Consider the following 13,615-nt stretch of genomic DNA (forward strand, 5'->3'; position numbering starts at 1 on the left):
TATTTGATGCCAGCGCACTATCTTGCAGGAAGCAAAAAAGGACAGTTCTTGCCCCAGATGGCAGCGGGCATGAAGGCGCTTTGAGCAAGGCGTGAGCCGGGGATCGACAGCGTCTTGCGCGACGCTGAGCCAAAGCCCCTGCGATTTTACAAGTAGGGAAACGGTCCTGGGTATTTGGTCTGCTCGGCTCGGTCGGTGGACACGGTCCATTCAGAGGTTCTGCTGGGCCACCATAGGTACAGCAGGTGCCTGAACAGAGTGCGACAAGGCGCTTCAGTTGCTCTGTACCGGAGCCTTCAAGGTTGTGCTGGACATAGCAAAGACTGATCTCGGCTTTTCCCCTCATCCATCAAGGCACAGTCTTGCACGCTCACACGGCTCGGCGATGAGCTATCACACCATGATACGGTCAGGGTTAAGGAGCGTAAGCGTCTGGGATCAATGGCTTTCGACCAGCACCTGCTTTGGTACCGACACGTCACGGAGTTTGCCTGGGTGGGTTGCACAGACGACGAAATCGCCAGCGACAGCGGACACACATCCAAGAAGATGATCATCAAGTATGCGGGGAAAGCACGCCAAGTCATGCGAGCGCGACAAGCCACAGCCAAACGGAGATAGCCAAGAACAGAACCGTCACAGCATGGGAAGCTGATACCCCAATACGCGGAACAGATCATAAGGCGTTGCAAATATTGGAGGCGAGTACCGGAATCGAACCGGTGTACACGGATTTGCAAGAGTGGGCATGTTTCTGAAAGTATTGTATAAGTTGCTTAGACATCATACCCAAAATGGCGGAACAGAGCGGGAATGTTTAGACCGTAAAGGGGCCGCTTTTCCAACCAGTTGCTTTACAAAAAATGACTACAGCAACGACGCTTGAGTTATCTGCTGAGAGCATCGAAACTAGGGTCAGCCGTGCCCGTACGCCTGTTTGACCGAACAAAGGAAACAATGCCAGATGATCGATCAGAAACAGCACATTCTTTGTGATATAGAGCTACGTGTGTCCGGACCGACGGAAAAAGCGACAGCAACTTTTGCTGCCAACACTTTACGTACGATTGCCAATAAGCTGGAACAACACGGCTATGCTGATGGTCATCACGAAATAATGGATTTAGCCGGTCAGACCATGGGCACTATTTATCTCGACTTTTCGGAGGTCATAAACATGCAAAATTAGTGAGCGCGCTTTCGGTGAAATCAGCTCAATGCGTATCTCTTAGCAAAACGTTGCAAAGCTCGTTAGTTAACAAAACAAACCGAGGACCTGTAGCTTCTGCGGGCTCAGTTCCTCCTCTCATCAGAGGGTTAAGAAGCGGTCCATAGCAACAGAGTCAGTGAGGTAAGAACCCTTTCAGTCTAGATCATTGGACGTATTTGTGCGCCTATAGCGAGAATTGGAATCTCAGCTTATTGCGTGATGGTCATGGAAACACTGATTGGTTTATTGGTTGTCGCGGGCATTTTCGTACTTGTCTTGCGCTCGGCGTCTTCGCAAAACAGTGCATCTTTTGACCGCCGCGCTGGAGATCAGTCCTTTAAGCCAACGCGCACTTCGTCCGCAGGCAATCCTAAGCGACAGCCAGCATCGTATGACGCGAAAACCGCCGAACCGTTGCCTCTAAAACGGGTTGTGCAGGGCGCAGCTTACGTGACTGACGGAGACACCATCGTAATCAACAAGATGCAAATTCGCTTGTTTGGAATTGACGCACCTGAACTCGATCACCCGTATGGTCAGAAAGCCAAATGGGCGATGGTCAAGCTTTGCAAGGGTCACACAGTGCGCGCAGAAGTAACCGAAGAAGATCAGTATGGCCGCACAGTTGCACACTGTACTCTACCCGATGGGCGAGACCTGTCAGCTGAAATGGTTAAATTGGGGCTAGCAATTGACTGGCCGAAGTTTTCTGGCGGCAAGTACAAAACAATGGAGCAGTCCGGCGTACGGCGGAAACTTTGGCTGGCAGACGCCCGTCAGAAAGGACGGATGCACGTTTGGGAGAAATTTGAGGCCAAGAATGCTACCAGCAAGTAGGTAACAAACCGTGCCGGGTGAGGAAAGGATCTAGGTACGCCCCTCAGCCCATAGGAGACATTGGTTCTCAGTGCTCAGACGAGCAAGTCGCGGACAGACCGGCCTGATCTTGACGCAGCGAAATTTCCTCCTTTGGTCAGCCAAAGCATGTAAAAAAACTCCGCGTCGTAGGGCGATTTCCTAAATGCAGCCAATCAAGACGAACAACCCCGTCAGAAGCCAAACTGGTCGATTGCGGCGTCGCCGACTAGTAGAGTACATCGTCGTATACCGTCAAAGGGCTGAGGGATTTCGCGCTTATTTAGCCGCCTTGCCGAGCATCAATTTATCTTGCGAGACACTATTGACGCTTAGGCGGAACTGCATTTTAAGGCCAATCAGGTGTCATGGCTTTTGAATGAACAACGAGTGGCGCCAACCTTATAGATGCGCGAAAGCCAATAAAGTAACGATGCAATCTGACGCAAAGCCCATCGACACCCGGACTCGTGTCCATGGGCTGGATGCTCTGCGGGGATTGGCGGCGACAGGTGTTGTTGTAACGCACGCGGTTTTCATTCACCCCTTGGGCGTTGAGTTCAACAGGTGGTACGCCGACTATTTTTCGATGGGCGTGCCACTGTTTTTCATTGTCAGTGCGATGTCGATGTCCTTGGCGTATTCCGATGGTATTGGTCTACGTAATGCGTTCAGTTACGCGCTGCGCCGGTTTCTAAGGATCGCCCCGCTGTTCTACCTGCTTTTGGCAGCATGGCTGCATGTGGGAATCGAGAGAGACGCTGCCGCCTTTTGGCAAAATATTACGTTCACCTTTGGTTTTTTTTCCGAAAACCAAATAAGTCTCGTTCCGGCTGGTTGGTCTATCGGCGTCGAAGTGATTTTTTACCTTCTGTTTCCCATCCTTGCTATTTTCAGAAGTATTTGGGCAGCGGTCGCGATGACAGTGATTGCGTTTGGTGCCGCGTATTTCGTCAATTACACTGTCGCAGTGCCTCAACCAGACTATTTTTTTTGGACACATTTCGGCACGAACGCACCTTACTTCGCACTCGGGTTTTTGGCCTATGAGATTTACCGTCGTGTCCCTGAGAAACAGTATCAAAACGCAGGGCTGTTCTGTTTGACGGGCGGCCTGACCACTTTGGTGCTCTCATTTCTCTATGGCCCAACACTGAGCGCGGAACTCGTTTCCATCGAACCGGTTCCACTTAGCCTGATCGCAGGGTGGGGAACCGGATTCGCTCTTCTTGCATTGTCTCAAGCACTGTTCCCGGTTAGGGCGCTTGTGAACCGCGGTTCTACATACTTGGGCAAAATCAGTTACAGCGTGTACCTTTTGCATCCCTTGATCATCTGGGTGAGCTTTATCACACCTTGGGCCGCCGCATATGCACCCGACGGAAATTGGGTTGTGCCTTTCGTATCTGCCGCGACACTAGCACTCGTTCTTCCGATCGCAGCCATTTCTTTTCACGTGTTCGAGAACCCTTTCATCCGACTTGCGAGGAATTTGACGAGAAAAAAGCGGGCAGCACCGCAGCGAGACAAATGGGTGGAGAAACCGGGATCCTCAAACTAGGGGCTAGATCTCGGTGATTTCCAACTAGCTTTGCTTTTGACGGTTCGGCAATGAGCGGTAAAAATGGCTAGTCTTTTTTAGATAGGAGATGCGCAAATGGTGTATCTTGAAACCCTCTAAAAATGTCCCACGGCAAAAGGCGCTGAGTTGACATCAGGACAGACTTTGCAAAGTCAGCTTTCTGCGCATCTCTGACGCTAGCGAACGTTCGAACTCGAGTAGCACGCCGGTGTTACTTGGCCGTGCAACATCACGGGTCCAGTATGACGCGTAAAAATCGCTCGCAGAGACGCGGAGAGGCGTTTAGATCGCGCGTTTAGCGTCTCTCGGCACCCCACCCAACAAACCGCAATTGCGGTCGCTCAGTGGGGCGCTCCGAAGCTTGATCCTGCCGAAACTCCACATCGTGGAGGCAGGATCGAGCGGGCCAAACCTCACCCTCTTGTTAGGATATGCATTTAGTGACACCCAAAACACCGGCAAGACTGTTCGAGCTTCGAGGTTACGAAGCGTAGCCACACCGGAGATTAGTCGTGTTAGGATCGTGTCAACATTTAAGTTTATGTAGGCGCTTAATTTGCGGGAGCTGTGTTTTTGGGGTCTCGGATTGATATATGCATTTAGTGACACGACGACATTGAAAATTCTGAGAGCACCAAAGCGATTGTTGTGCCGTGAATCCGTCGTAGCTAGATTCATCCAAGAACCATACTTGCATGCTCCGCCCAGCGGGCATTCGACCAGAGTTGGGCGCGCAAGTGGTTGAAAAACGTGGTATTGGTGATCGTGGTGGCTAGGACGAAGATCGAGAAAAAGGCACTTGAACTGCACTCAGAATTTGAGAAAGCGGGTAAGACGGTTTGTAGAGTCATCGTCGAAGGTCGCCGGATCGAACTAGAGCTTGCTTTGCCAAGTGACGATGCAGATGAGTTCGCGGGGATAGAAATGCAGCATGGCAAAGCGTGAACTTCCAAAACACGTATATCGGCAGAGGAACGGAATTTATTTCCCGCGGCGTGGGTGGCCGTCGCAGAAGTTCGAAAGTGAGTTTGGAACCCCTGAGTTCTGGCGGGAGTATGCAGGAATTCTCGCGCAGAAAGACAAGCCGCGAAAGGTAGTCTCTCGGAACTTCGGCGGTCTCATCGACAGCTATCGGAAATCGCCGCGCTATCGGAACTTGAAGCCGCGCACAGGGCTGGACTATGACAAACACCTGGACTTCTTCCGCCAGATCATGGGCGAGATGAATCCAGCAAAAATGCAGCGAAAAGATGTGATCCGCCTGCGCGACTCAAACGCGCACAAGGCGTATTTTGCCAACTACTCTTTGCGTGTTCTTCGCGTTCTCATGGAACACTGCGTAGACCTCGGTTGGCGTGACACTAACCCAGCGAGGGGTGTCTCCGAGCTTAAATCCCAAAAGCGGCCCGAGCGCGAGCCGTGGCCGCGAGACCTCCTCGACGCTTACAGACTTGCCTGTCCGCTTGGCACGCGTCAGCGGTTGGTGATGGAGCTATGCGTCGGCACCGGCCAGCGGATCGGCGACGTTCTCAATATGCGTTGGTCAAATATTGAAGATGGCTCGGTCTGGGTGCGGCAGAGCAAAACCTCGAAAGAACTCTGGGTGCCCATTCTTCCTGAGCTTCAATCCGCGCTAGACGCCGCTAGTAAACACTCATTGTTCCTCCTGACCAACGAGCATGGCGTGAACAAATGGTCCTACAGAGGCGCTTCAGCCGCCGTCAGAAAGGTTCGCGAGCAAATTGGGGCCTTAGACTACGATATCCATAGCTGGCGATACAACGCGGCCTGTGAGCTCCTAGAGGCTGGCTGCGGCGACGACTTGATCGCGTCCGTGACCGGCCAGAGCCCTGCGATGGTCCAGCACTACACCAAAAAGGTGCGGCAGAAGATCAGAGCAGTACGGGCGCAACAGATGCGCACAGAGCAAGGTCGTTCCTGAAAACGCACCCATTGCAGCACAGCATTCTAGTAAAGCGCCCTCCCACAACAGATGTTGCACAACGCAACCGCGCTTCATTTGCGCGTGTTTTTGCTGTTTCCGAGCACCCAAAACAGGAACAGAACAAAAACAGAATGTTTAGACAAATGTTTAGACACTCGATCCACTTCGAGCCAAAAATCCGCTAAGTCATTGATTTTGTTTGGAGGCGAGTACCGGAATCGAACCGGTGTACACGGATTTGCAATCCGCTGCGTCACCACTCCGCCAACTCGCCATCCGTGGTGTGTGAGCGGCGATAGACCATTCGCTCGGGCCGTGCAAGGTCGTCTGCCAATGAAGTGCTGGAATTTTGCCACTTCGCACACCTGCCGCGTTGCCCACACGCTCCGACTGTGGCACATGTAAACGAAATAACCTGAACGAATGAGTTTAGCTGTAATGCCTGACTTCTCAACCCGGCGCACCTTGATGGTGGATACGCAAGTCCGTCCGGCTGATGTGACAAAATTCCCGATCATCGACGCAATGCTGACCGTTCAACGCGAGGACTATGTTCCAGTAGCGCAGCGCGAGACTGCTTACATGGGTGAAAACCTCGATTTGGGCGAGGGGCGGGTTTTGCTGGAACCGCGCACGTTGGCCAAAATGTTGGACGCGCTTGACGTTGCCCCAGATGAATTGGTGCTGGATGTCGGATCTGCCCTAGGCTACTCGGCAGCCATCATCGCTCATATGGCGCAGGCTGTTGTTGCGTTGGAAGACAACGAAGCGATGGCTGCCGAGGCCCAGGAAACACTGATGTCTGCTGGAGTGGACAACGTAGTTACACATGTCGAAGCACTGAAAGCGGGTGCCGCCGAACATGGACCATATGACGTGATTGTTGTTGAAGGGGGGGTGACCCATGTGCCCGACGACCTACTTTCGCAGTTGAAAGATGGTGGACGTATTGCCGCTGTGTTTATGGATGGTCCACTGGGAGAGGTTCGAATTGGGTACAAGATGGACGGCACGATCTCCTGGCGCCGCGCATTCAATGCCGGTGCTCCGATTTTGCCAGGCTTTGAGAAACAAGACGCATTTACGCTGTAACCCGTGATGCAGCGGGCACACAAAAAAAGAGGCATGTTGAGATGATAGGCAAGTCGGCGCGGAAATTTCTGACGACAACGGCAGTTACAGCGGCCGCTTTTGTGGGTTTTGGAATGCCTCAAGCGACCGCTGATACCCTCGCGGACGCGATGGTAGGTGCCTATACTCACAGTGGGTTGCTGGATCAGAACCGTGCGCTTTTGCGGGCGGCGGACGAAGATGTCCCGATTGCATTGGCGGCGTTGCGTCCCATCATCAACTGGTCGGCGAGCGTCACACAGGAATTCGGTGACGTGACCTCAGTGGCAGGCACGTCTTCCAGTGCAGAATCTACTGACGTAGTTCTGGCGTTGAGTGCATCCCTGCAATTGTACGATGGTGGTGCAGACCGGGCGCGGGTCGAGGCGACAAAAGAGACTGTTTTGGCCACGCGCGCGACTTTGTTGAACGTCGAGCAGGGAGTTCTTCTGCGTGCCGCGACAGCTTTCATCAACGTTGGGCGGCAGCAGAATTTTGTTGCCTTGAGCCAGAACAATTTGCGGCTTCTGCAGGAAGAACTGCGTGCTGCCAATGATCGTTTTGAAGTTGGGGAGGTCACGCGGACCGATGTGTCTCTGGCTGAAGCTGCTGTTGCGCAGGCACGCAGCAACCTTGCCAATGCACAACGCAACCTGATCCAAGCGCAGGCTGAATACACCAACGTAGTTGGGCGACGCCCTGGGCGTTTGGCGCCGCTGCCAGCACTACCGCGCACCGAGGCGCGCACAGAGTCAGCTCAGGCTGTTGCTGTGCGCAACCACCCCGACATGGAAGCTGCGCGTCGCCAAGTATCAGCGAATGAGCTGCTGGTTACAGCGGCCAACAAAGATACGCTGCCTGTTGTGACACTGGAAGGGACATTGGGAGTTCGGGAGGATATTGGCAATCCGGATGACGGAAGAACCGGATCGATTGGGGTTGAAGTGACGGGTCCAATCTATCAGGGTGGCCGCCTTTCTGCGCTTGAGCGTCAGGCTATGGCGTCCCGTGATGCGTCTCGCGGCAACCTTCATAACGTGCGGCACGGTGTGCAGCAGGATGTCGTAAACGCCATCTCGGACCTCGAAGCAGCTCGCGCCAGTCTCACCGCATCCGAACGTCAAATCCGCGCGGCTCGCATCGCATTCCAGGGCGTACGAGAAGAGGCAACGCTTGGAGCTCGGACCACACTGGACGTTCTTGATGCCGAACAGGACTTGTTGGATGCGGAAACCAACCGTATTGCGGCACAGGCGGATCAATACATCGCGGCTTACTCGGTGCTTGAATCCATGGGCCTGCTCACGGCGCAACGCTTGAAATTGCCGGTCCAGCTTTATGATCCGGCGGCGTACTACAACTTGGTCAAGAACGGCCCAGCGAAGCAATCAAAGCAGGGTAAGCAACTGGACAGGGTTCTTCGGGCACTTCAAGTAGACGATTAAGGTTTTCAGCATAGTATTGTGCGACTCTCACCCGCGGGGTAAGCTGAGGCCGAGGTTGAGAGTGGTACTTTGACATGTCTGATCCAATGACCAACACCGAGGTGGAGGACGTCTTGGCGTCCATTCGTCGTCTGGTGTCCGATGATAATCGTCCGGCACCAGAGAGCGCGGCGACTGCGTCATCCGACAGACTGGTTCTGACGCCAGCCCTGCGCGTGACCGAAGAGGTTGAAGAAGGGCGTGACCTTCCCGAAGATGCAGAAGCGGCTGCCGACGAAGCCATTGATTCCGTGGATGTATTAGAAGATGACTTGCCAGAGGATGGTGAAGTTGCATTTCAGCCAGCGGATGAAATGTCCGCGCCGACCGGGGATGAGGTTGAAGAAGCCAGCTTTGGTGACGATGACATGGGGCAGGCAGATGCTCTTGCGCCGGAAGAACATCCCATAGCGCTTGACGCAGTCGACCTGGATCAGGACACGCTGATGTCCATTCAAGATGCATTTGATGATGTCGACGACAGTGCCTCTGCTGACGAGACTGTGGAAGCAGAACCAGCACTGCAAGATGAATCGACAACTCTCAGCGCCAAGATTGCGGCACTGGAGACGCTGATTGCCGGGCAGACCGAAGAATTTGAGCCCGAGAAGGCCGGCGACGGAGCGAATGCGGGTACCGAGCCACCGGCGCTCGCCTGGGAAGATGCAGATGACGAGGTAAGCACGCCGGATCCGTCCCCGGATGTCGAGCCTGTGCCAGAGGCTGCCAAAAGCGACGGCGCGCAGATTTTCTCTAGCGACGAAGATGTACTTGATGAAGAGGCGCTTCGTGATCTGGTGAGCGATATTGTACGCGAGGAACTGCAGGGCGCATTGGGCGAACGCATCACACGCAATGTGCGCAAGCTGGTGCGGCGCGAAATTCACAGGGCACTTGCGGCGCAAGACCTAGAGTAGGGTGGTCAGTGTTCGGGTCCAATCGCTGTACTGACTGTCGGTGAATACGCCCGCTCATTTGCTTGTTGGCGCCGCTGTCTTCGGCGGACGGGGACGTCATGGCCTCCTTGTCGCTGCTTTTACCGGAGCGATCCTGCCGGACCTGTCTCTGTATGTCATGGCGGGCGTGTCTCTGTTCATTATCGGGATTCCGCCGGGAGTTGTCTTTAATGATCTGTATTTCTCGAACGCTTGGCAAACCGTATTCGCCATCGACAACTCGTTTGTCGTCTGGGGGGTATTGTGTGGCTTGGCCTGCTGGCAACGGTCCTCTTGGGCGATTGCACTGACTGGTGCGGCGTTGCTGCATGTGATGCTGGATTTCCCACTGCATCACGACGATGGCCGCCCGCATTTCTGGCCCTTCAGCTGGTGGGTGTTTGAAAGTCCAGTCAGCTATTGGGATCGTGGGCACGGTGCCGCATGGGTTGCGCCGGTCGAGGCTGCGCTTGCCATGTTTTCTGCGATGGTCCTTTGGCGGAGGGGGCTGCCAGCATGGGGCATTGCCTGTGTCCTGGCCTTGCTGCTTGCCGAGCTTTGGGTTGTACGCCAGTGGCTATTTTTCTTTTCAAGCGGATAAACAAAAGAAAACGCGCCCCGTGGGGCGCGCTCTCTTTGTAGCAGCGGTGACTGCGATCAGGCCGCTTCAGCCTGCTGTGCCGCATTGCGGCGCTCTGATTCTTCGCGGCTCAGGGCGACAGATGTACGGACACCTTTTCCAACGAATTCCATCAGGCCTTCCACAACCCGTTCGTTCGGGTCGATGCCTGCGCAGCTCAACACTTCGCGCCCATCGCGCGAACGTGCCCAGCGGGCAATCTGCTCTGGCCCGTTGCCATATTTCTTGTCATCGGCGATTGCATCGTCGAGTGCAGCCAACACAACGGCTGCGAATAGTTTGCGTGCACGGTTGCCTTGCTCATTGTTAAAGGCAGTGCCGTCAACGAAATCTTTCATTCGTCGTCCTTCCTTTATTCTTGCTCTTGTCTTTCCGGCGTGGCGCCCGTTATGGACGAACTGCTCCGATTCGGATACCCCGTAAATGCATGGCTGCCTTGCAATCAGCGCATATCAGGCTGCTGGCGCAGCACAGTATTTCGTTGTCTTGCCGGGACCCAATACGCGAGATATAGGGATCAACAACTTTACATCAACCTTTCGTCAAGGTTTTGCCACATGCCAAAAATCAACGGAAACGAGATACGCCCCGGTAACGTCCTGGAGCACAACGATGGCCTTTGGGCCGCTGTGAAGGTGGATCATGTGAAACCCGGCAAGGGTGGAGCCTTTGCCCAGGTCGAACTGCGCAACCTGCGCAATGGATCCAAACTGAACGAACGGTTCCGGAGCGCCGACAAGGTTGAACGGGTGCGTCTGGAACAGAAAGACCAGCAGTTTCTATATGAGAATGACGGAATGCTGGTGTTCATGGATGCCGACACATACGAACAGATCGAACTGCCAGCAGAGCTTCTCGGTGATCGACGTCCTTTCTTACAGGACGGCATGACGATCGTTGTCGAGTTTTATGAGGAAGAGGCCTTGAACGCGACGGTTCCGCAGAAGGTCACTTGCAAGATCGTCGAGACGGAGCCGGTTGTAAAAGGCCAGACTGCCGCGAATTCATTCAAGCCCGCGATCCTCGACAACGGGGTCAAAGTCATGGTGCCGCCCTTTGTCGGTCAGGACGAAGACATCATAGTGAATACTGAAACCATGGAATACGCAGAACGCGCCTAGGGCGTTGTTTTTACGTCACCTCCCATGGGGGTGTTGGTCGGGGCGCACAGCGCCCCGTTTTTTTACCATATGCGCATAGCTGCCCACGCGCGCGAGACCTTGGCCGAGAACGCGATGAACACGGTTCTGGTCGCCTTTCTGGAACTCAGGTTGCGCATGTATCTGCCACCGCCGCCCAATGTGGTTGATCACCGAGAAAGGTATGTTCTAGCTGCGGGAAAAGCGCGGTCCTGGCAAATGTCAGATTGAACCGGTCGGGCTTTGTAGAACGGTTTTCAGAAACACCGCCCATGATGGATACGACGCAATCTCATTTAGTAGCGCGGCCCAGCCTTTGGTTGCACGGTGCCAGCCTGACGTGCGCGACATGGCGCAGCATTGTTGCGGATTTGCCGTTGGCCCAAACACCGAACTTGCCCGTGGTCGACACCGCTGCGCGTGTCGAAGCGTACGCTGACCGTCTGCAACCTCTGGCTCCTGATGGGGCAGTGCTTGTCGGGCATTCCTTAGGCGGGATGGTCGCGCTGGAGTTGGCCGCCCGCACGCGGCCAGCAGCACTGATCCTGATTGAAGCGGTTCCGACAGTCGTCGACACCTTTGCCGGACGTTTGGCTGGTCGTACTCTTCCTACAATCCTCGGTCGGATGTCTCCGCGTCGTCTTGCCGGTCTGACCGGATTGGGTGAGCCAGATATGGTTGCACAGGAGTTGCGCGCCCAAATCCCGCACTGGAGCGCAGGCGAAATTGCCGATCAGATGCGCGCGGCTGCCGCTTATGATGGGCGCAGCCGTCTCAATAGCATTGCGGCACCAACGCTTTTGGTGCGTGGCTTGCGCAACCGGGGCACGCGTCGCGGCATGATCATGTTTGAAAATGGGATCGCGGGTTCGGAGCTGTTGGAACTTGACGGCGGGCACAACCTGCCATTGGAAATGCCAAATACACTCCGACAGCATATCGACGCATTCCTGGGGCGCCGGCTTGGGTGAATTCATCCGCAGGTAAGTCCTGGGGCCGTGCCGTCAGTCGTTGCTGCGCGTTACGGTGGCGGCCCCAGCCTGCATAGTGCCGTCGGCGCGGTCAAAGCGCAGATAGGCAATCGCGCGATCTCCGGCACGTGACAACAAAGTTCCGGCCGCTTTACCATCCGCAATGATTTCGGTGCCGGGTGCTGCATCGCCAGTGACGTCGACCTTCGCCAATCCTTTCCGCAAGGTTGTCTTGTGTTTCATCCGGGCGGTCACCTCTTGCCCGACATAGCATCCCTTGCGGAAATCTACGCCGTGCAGGGCCTCGAAGCCGGCTTCAAGGATGAAGGTGTTTTGGGTCAATTCCACATCGGTTTCCGGGACCAGATGTGCAACCCGCAACGCTGTCCAATCGACGTCGTCTCCGTTTTGCGGGGTTTCGCGATAGGCGCGCCACCCCAATTCCGCGTGCCGTGGGTCAGCAAACCCGTCTTCGGGTGCCTCACCAAGCCCTCGATGCAGGTGCAGGGCCGCATCCTCTAGCGTCACGTTCGCCCGCAGTTTGTACATGCTCAACCGCTGGCGCAGCATGTCGGTATGATCGCCATGTGCATCTAAAAGTATCGTTTTGCCATCGGGCACAAGAAAGAAATCCGAGATGTATTTGCCCTGCGGCGTCAGCAATGCAGCATAGACCAAACCGTCTGTCAGCCGATCCACATCATTGGTCACCAAGCCCTGCAAAAAGCTGTGTGCGTCAGGTCCTGAAAGGCGAAAGATGTGGCGCTTGGACATGGGTGTTCCTTTTTGATCTGCCCCTTGTCATATAGCAGTGCAATCTCCATCCGAAAGGGGCCCAATGCCTGCGCCGATCTCTGTCATCATTCCAACACTGAATGCCGAGACTGCGCTTGGTCCCACTCTTGCAGGGTTGATGGAAGGGGTGGACGCAGGGCTGATTGCCGAGCTGATTGTAAGCGACGGCGGATCAACGGACGAGACGCTGAAACTGGCCGATGCCTGGGGGGCCAATATCGTGAGCGGCCAGCCGTCGCGTGGCGGACAACTGCGCCGTGGCTGTGATGCGGGGCGTGCCGAATGGTTCCTTGTCCTGCATGCTGACACAGTATTGTCCGCAGGCTGGGCTGATGCTGTGCTTGCCCATCTTGGTCAGCCGGGTGCGGCATATTTCAGGCTTCAGTTTGATCGTGGTGGCCGTGCCGTTGCTGCGTGGGCTAACCTGCGCGCGCGTCTGTTTGGTTTGCCTTATGGCGATCAAGGGCTATTGCTGAGCCGCGATCTGTATGCCCGCGTCGGCGGCTATCGTGATATCCCCTTGATGGAGGACGTCGCAATCGCCCGTGCATTGCGCGGACAGCTTACCCAGCTTAAGGCGGCGGCCATCACAAGTGCTGAGAAGTACCGTCAGCAAGGGTGGGTGCGCCGTGGTGCGCGCAACCTTTGGACGCTGATCAAATATCTTGCAGGTACTGATCCCGAGGTTCTTGCTGCAGCGTACCGGCGTTAGCCGAACAGACGCGACCGTAGACCTGTGAACAGCCCCCTTAACGCGTTGTTTTCACCTTGTTCATCCAGCATTTCCTTAAGGTGCTTGTCACTCATGTCTGTGCGGCCAAGTAGGATGTCCTCACGAACGGACACATCAAAGAGCAGGGCTTGTTGAGCAACAACAAAGTATCGCCCCGCGATGCTTCAAGATCCATGTGAGCCGTCAGCGTATCACCAGTGAGGGCGGTTCCTGCCT

The 13,615-nt window shown here is 55.0% G+C and carries 14 protein-coding genes and 1 tRNA gene; 12 read left to right on the forward strand and 3 right to left on the reverse strand.

The window, feature by feature from the left end; all coding sequences use genetic code 11:
- Window positions 1-964: 964 nt before the first annotated feature.
- From IE087_RS12395 to IE087_RS12415, 5 genes are all read left to right on the forward strand, one after another.
- Complete coding sequence (locus tag IE087_RS12395; protein ID WP_189369660.1) at window positions 965-1,189, forward strand: hypothetical protein; 225 nt, start codon at window positions 965-967, stop codon at window positions 1,187-1,189.
- Window positions 1,190-1,435: 246 nt separating this feature from the next.
- Entirely contained in the window at window positions 1,436-2,047 is a 612-nt protein-coding gene (locus IE087_RS12400; RefSeq protein ID WP_189369661.1) for a thermonuclease family protein, read from the forward strand.
- 397 nt (window positions 2,048-2,444) lie between these two features.
- Window positions 2,445-3,626, forward strand: a complete 1,182-nt coding sequence (locus IE087_RS12405) for an acyltransferase family protein (RefSeq protein WP_189369662.1) — start codon at window positions 2,445-2,447, stop codon at window positions 3,624-3,626.
- A 771-nt stretch (window positions 3,627-4,397) separates the two neighbouring features.
- Complete coding sequence (locus IE087_RS12410; protein WP_189369663.1) at window positions 4,398-4,592, forward strand: hypothetical protein; 195 nt, start codon at window positions 4,398-4,400, stop codon at window positions 4,590-4,592.
- Entirely contained in the window at window positions 4,579-5,589 is a 1,011-nt protein-coding gene (locus tag IE087_RS12415; RefSeq protein ID WP_189369664.1) for a tyrosine-type recombinase/integrase, read from the forward strand. Before IE087_RS12410 ends, IE087_RS12415 begins: the two co-directional genes overlap by 14 nt.
- Window positions 5,590-5,792: 203 nt before the next feature.
- Here the strand turns inward: IE087_RS12415 and IE087_RS12420 are convergent.
- A tRNA-Cys gene (locus tag IE087_RS12420) sits at window positions 5,793-5,866 on the reverse strand.
- 164 nt (window positions 5,867-6,030) lie between these two features.
- Here IE087_RS12420 and IE087_RS12425 point away from each other — a divergent pair.
- From IE087_RS12425 to IE087_RS12440, 4 genes are all read left to right on the forward strand, one after another.
- Window positions 6,031-6,684: a protein-L-isoaspartate O-methyltransferase family protein gene (locus IE087_RS12425; protein WP_189369665.1), complete on the forward strand. Its 654-nt coding sequence runs from the start codon at window positions 6,031-6,033 to the stop codon at window positions 6,682-6,684.
- 113 nt (window positions 6,685-6,797) lie between these two features.
- The gene (locus IE087_RS12430) at window positions 6,798-8,147 is read left to right on the forward strand and encodes a TolC family outer membrane protein (protein ID WP_229801368.1); all 1,350 of its coding nucleotides are present in this window, start codon (window positions 6,798-6,800) and stop codon (window positions 8,145-8,147) included.
- A 74-nt stretch (window positions 8,148-8,221) separates the two neighbouring features.
- Entirely contained in the window at window positions 8,222-9,103 is an 882-nt protein-coding gene (locus tag IE087_RS12435; protein WP_229801369.1) for a hypothetical protein, read from the forward strand.
- 40 nt (window positions 9,104-9,143) lie between these two features.
- Window positions 9,144-9,722 carry a cobalamin biosynthesis protein CobQ gene (locus IE087_RS12440; RefSeq protein ID WP_189369668.1) on the forward strand — a complete coding sequence of 193 codons (579 nt, stop codon included), beginning with the start codon at window positions 9,144-9,146 and terminating at the stop codon, window positions 9,720-9,722.
- Window positions 9,723-9,778: 56 nt separating this feature from the next.
- Here the strand turns inward: IE087_RS12440 and IE087_RS12445 are convergent, their stop codons facing one another.
- A complete protein-coding gene (locus IE087_RS12445; RefSeq protein ID WP_039684470.1) occupies window positions 9,779-10,099 on the reverse strand; it encodes a DUF6280 family protein in 321 nt (106 codons plus the stop codon).
- Window positions 10,100-10,318: 219 nt separating this feature from the next.
- Here IE087_RS12445 and efp point away from each other — a divergent pair, with 219 nt between their 5' ends.
- The gene (gene efp / locus IE087_RS12450) at window positions 10,319-10,882 is read left to right on the forward strand and encodes an elongation factor P (RefSeq protein WP_189369669.1); all 564 of its coding nucleotides are present in this window, start codon (window positions 10,319-10,321) and stop codon (window positions 10,880-10,882) included.
- Between the two features lie 290 nt (window positions 10,883-11,172).
- Window positions 11,173-11,871 (forward strand): alpha/beta fold hydrolase, encoded by a 699-nt coding sequence (locus IE087_RS12455; RefSeq protein ID WP_189369670.1) that lies wholly within the window; start codon window positions 11,173-11,175, stop codon window positions 11,869-11,871.
- A gap of 33 nt (window positions 11,872-11,904) precedes the next feature.
- On the opposite strand, the gene ygfZ is transcribed toward IE087_RS12455, so the two are convergent.
- Window positions 11,905-12,645 carry a CAF17-like 4Fe-4S cluster assembly/insertion protein YgfZ gene (ygfZ, locus tag IE087_RS12460; RefSeq protein ID WP_189369671.1) on the reverse strand — a complete coding sequence of 247 codons (741 nt, stop codon included), beginning with the start codon at window positions 12,643-12,645 and terminating at the stop codon, window positions 11,905-11,907.
- Window positions 12,646-12,709: 64 nt separating this feature from the next.
- On the opposite strand from ygfZ, the gene IE087_RS12465 reads away from it, so the two are divergent.
- Entirely contained in the window at window positions 12,710-13,378 is a 669-nt protein-coding gene (locus IE087_RS12465) for a glycosyltransferase (RefSeq protein WP_189369672.1), read from the forward strand.
- Window positions 13,379-13,615: the final 237 nt, after the last annotated feature.

The sequence above is a fragment of the Tateyamaria omphalii genome, assembly GCF_014651375.1.
Lineage (GTDB): Bacteria > Pseudomonadota > Alphaproteobacteria > Rhodobacterales > Rhodobacteraceae > Tateyamaria > Tateyamaria omphalii.

Coding starts and splice junctions, on each gene's coding strand:
- IE087_RS12435 (WP_229801369.1), top strand. CDS start 8,222: ATGTCTGATCCAATGACCAACACCGAGGTGGAGGACGTCTTGGCGTCC.
- IE087_RS12425 (WP_189369665.1), top strand. CDS start 6,031: ATGCCTGACTTCTCAACCCGGCGCACCTTGATGGTGGATACGCAAGTC.
- IE087_RS12430 (WP_229801368.1), top strand. CDS start 6,798: ATGCCTCAAGCGACCGCTGATACCCTCGCGGACGCGATGGTAGGTGCC.
- IE087_RS12445 (WP_039684470.1), bottom strand. CDS start 10,099: ATGAAAGATTTCGTTGACGGCACTGCCTTTAACAATGAGCAAGGCAAC.
- IE087_RS12405 (WP_189369662.1), top strand. CDS start 2,445: ATGAACAACGAGTGGCGCCAACCTTATAGATGCGCGAAAGCCAATAAA.
- IE087_RS12455 (WP_189369670.1), top strand. CDS start 11,173: ATGATGGATACGACGCAATCTCATTTAGTAGCGCGGCCCAGCCTTTGG.
- IE087_RS12415 (WP_189369664.1), top strand. CDS start 4,579: ATGGCAAAGCGTGAACTTCCAAAACACGTATATCGGCAGAGGAACGGA.
- efp (WP_189369669.1), top strand. CDS start 10,319: ATGCCAAAAATCAACGGAAACGAGATACGCCCCGGTAACGTCCTGGAG.
- IE087_RS12395 (WP_189369660.1), top strand. CDS start 965: ATGATCGATCAGAAACAGCACATTCTTTGTGATATAGAGCTACGTGTG.
- IE087_RS12400 (WP_189369661.1), top strand. CDS start 1,436: ATGGAAACACTGATTGGTTTATTGGTTGTCGCGGGCATTTTCGTACTT.
- ygfZ (WP_189369671.1), bottom strand. CDS start 12,645: ATGTCCAAGCGCCACATCTTTCGCCTTTCAGGACCTGACGCACACAGC.
- IE087_RS12465 (WP_189369672.1), top strand. CDS start 12,710: ATGCCTGCGCCGATCTCTGTCATCATTCCAACACTGAATGCCGAGACT.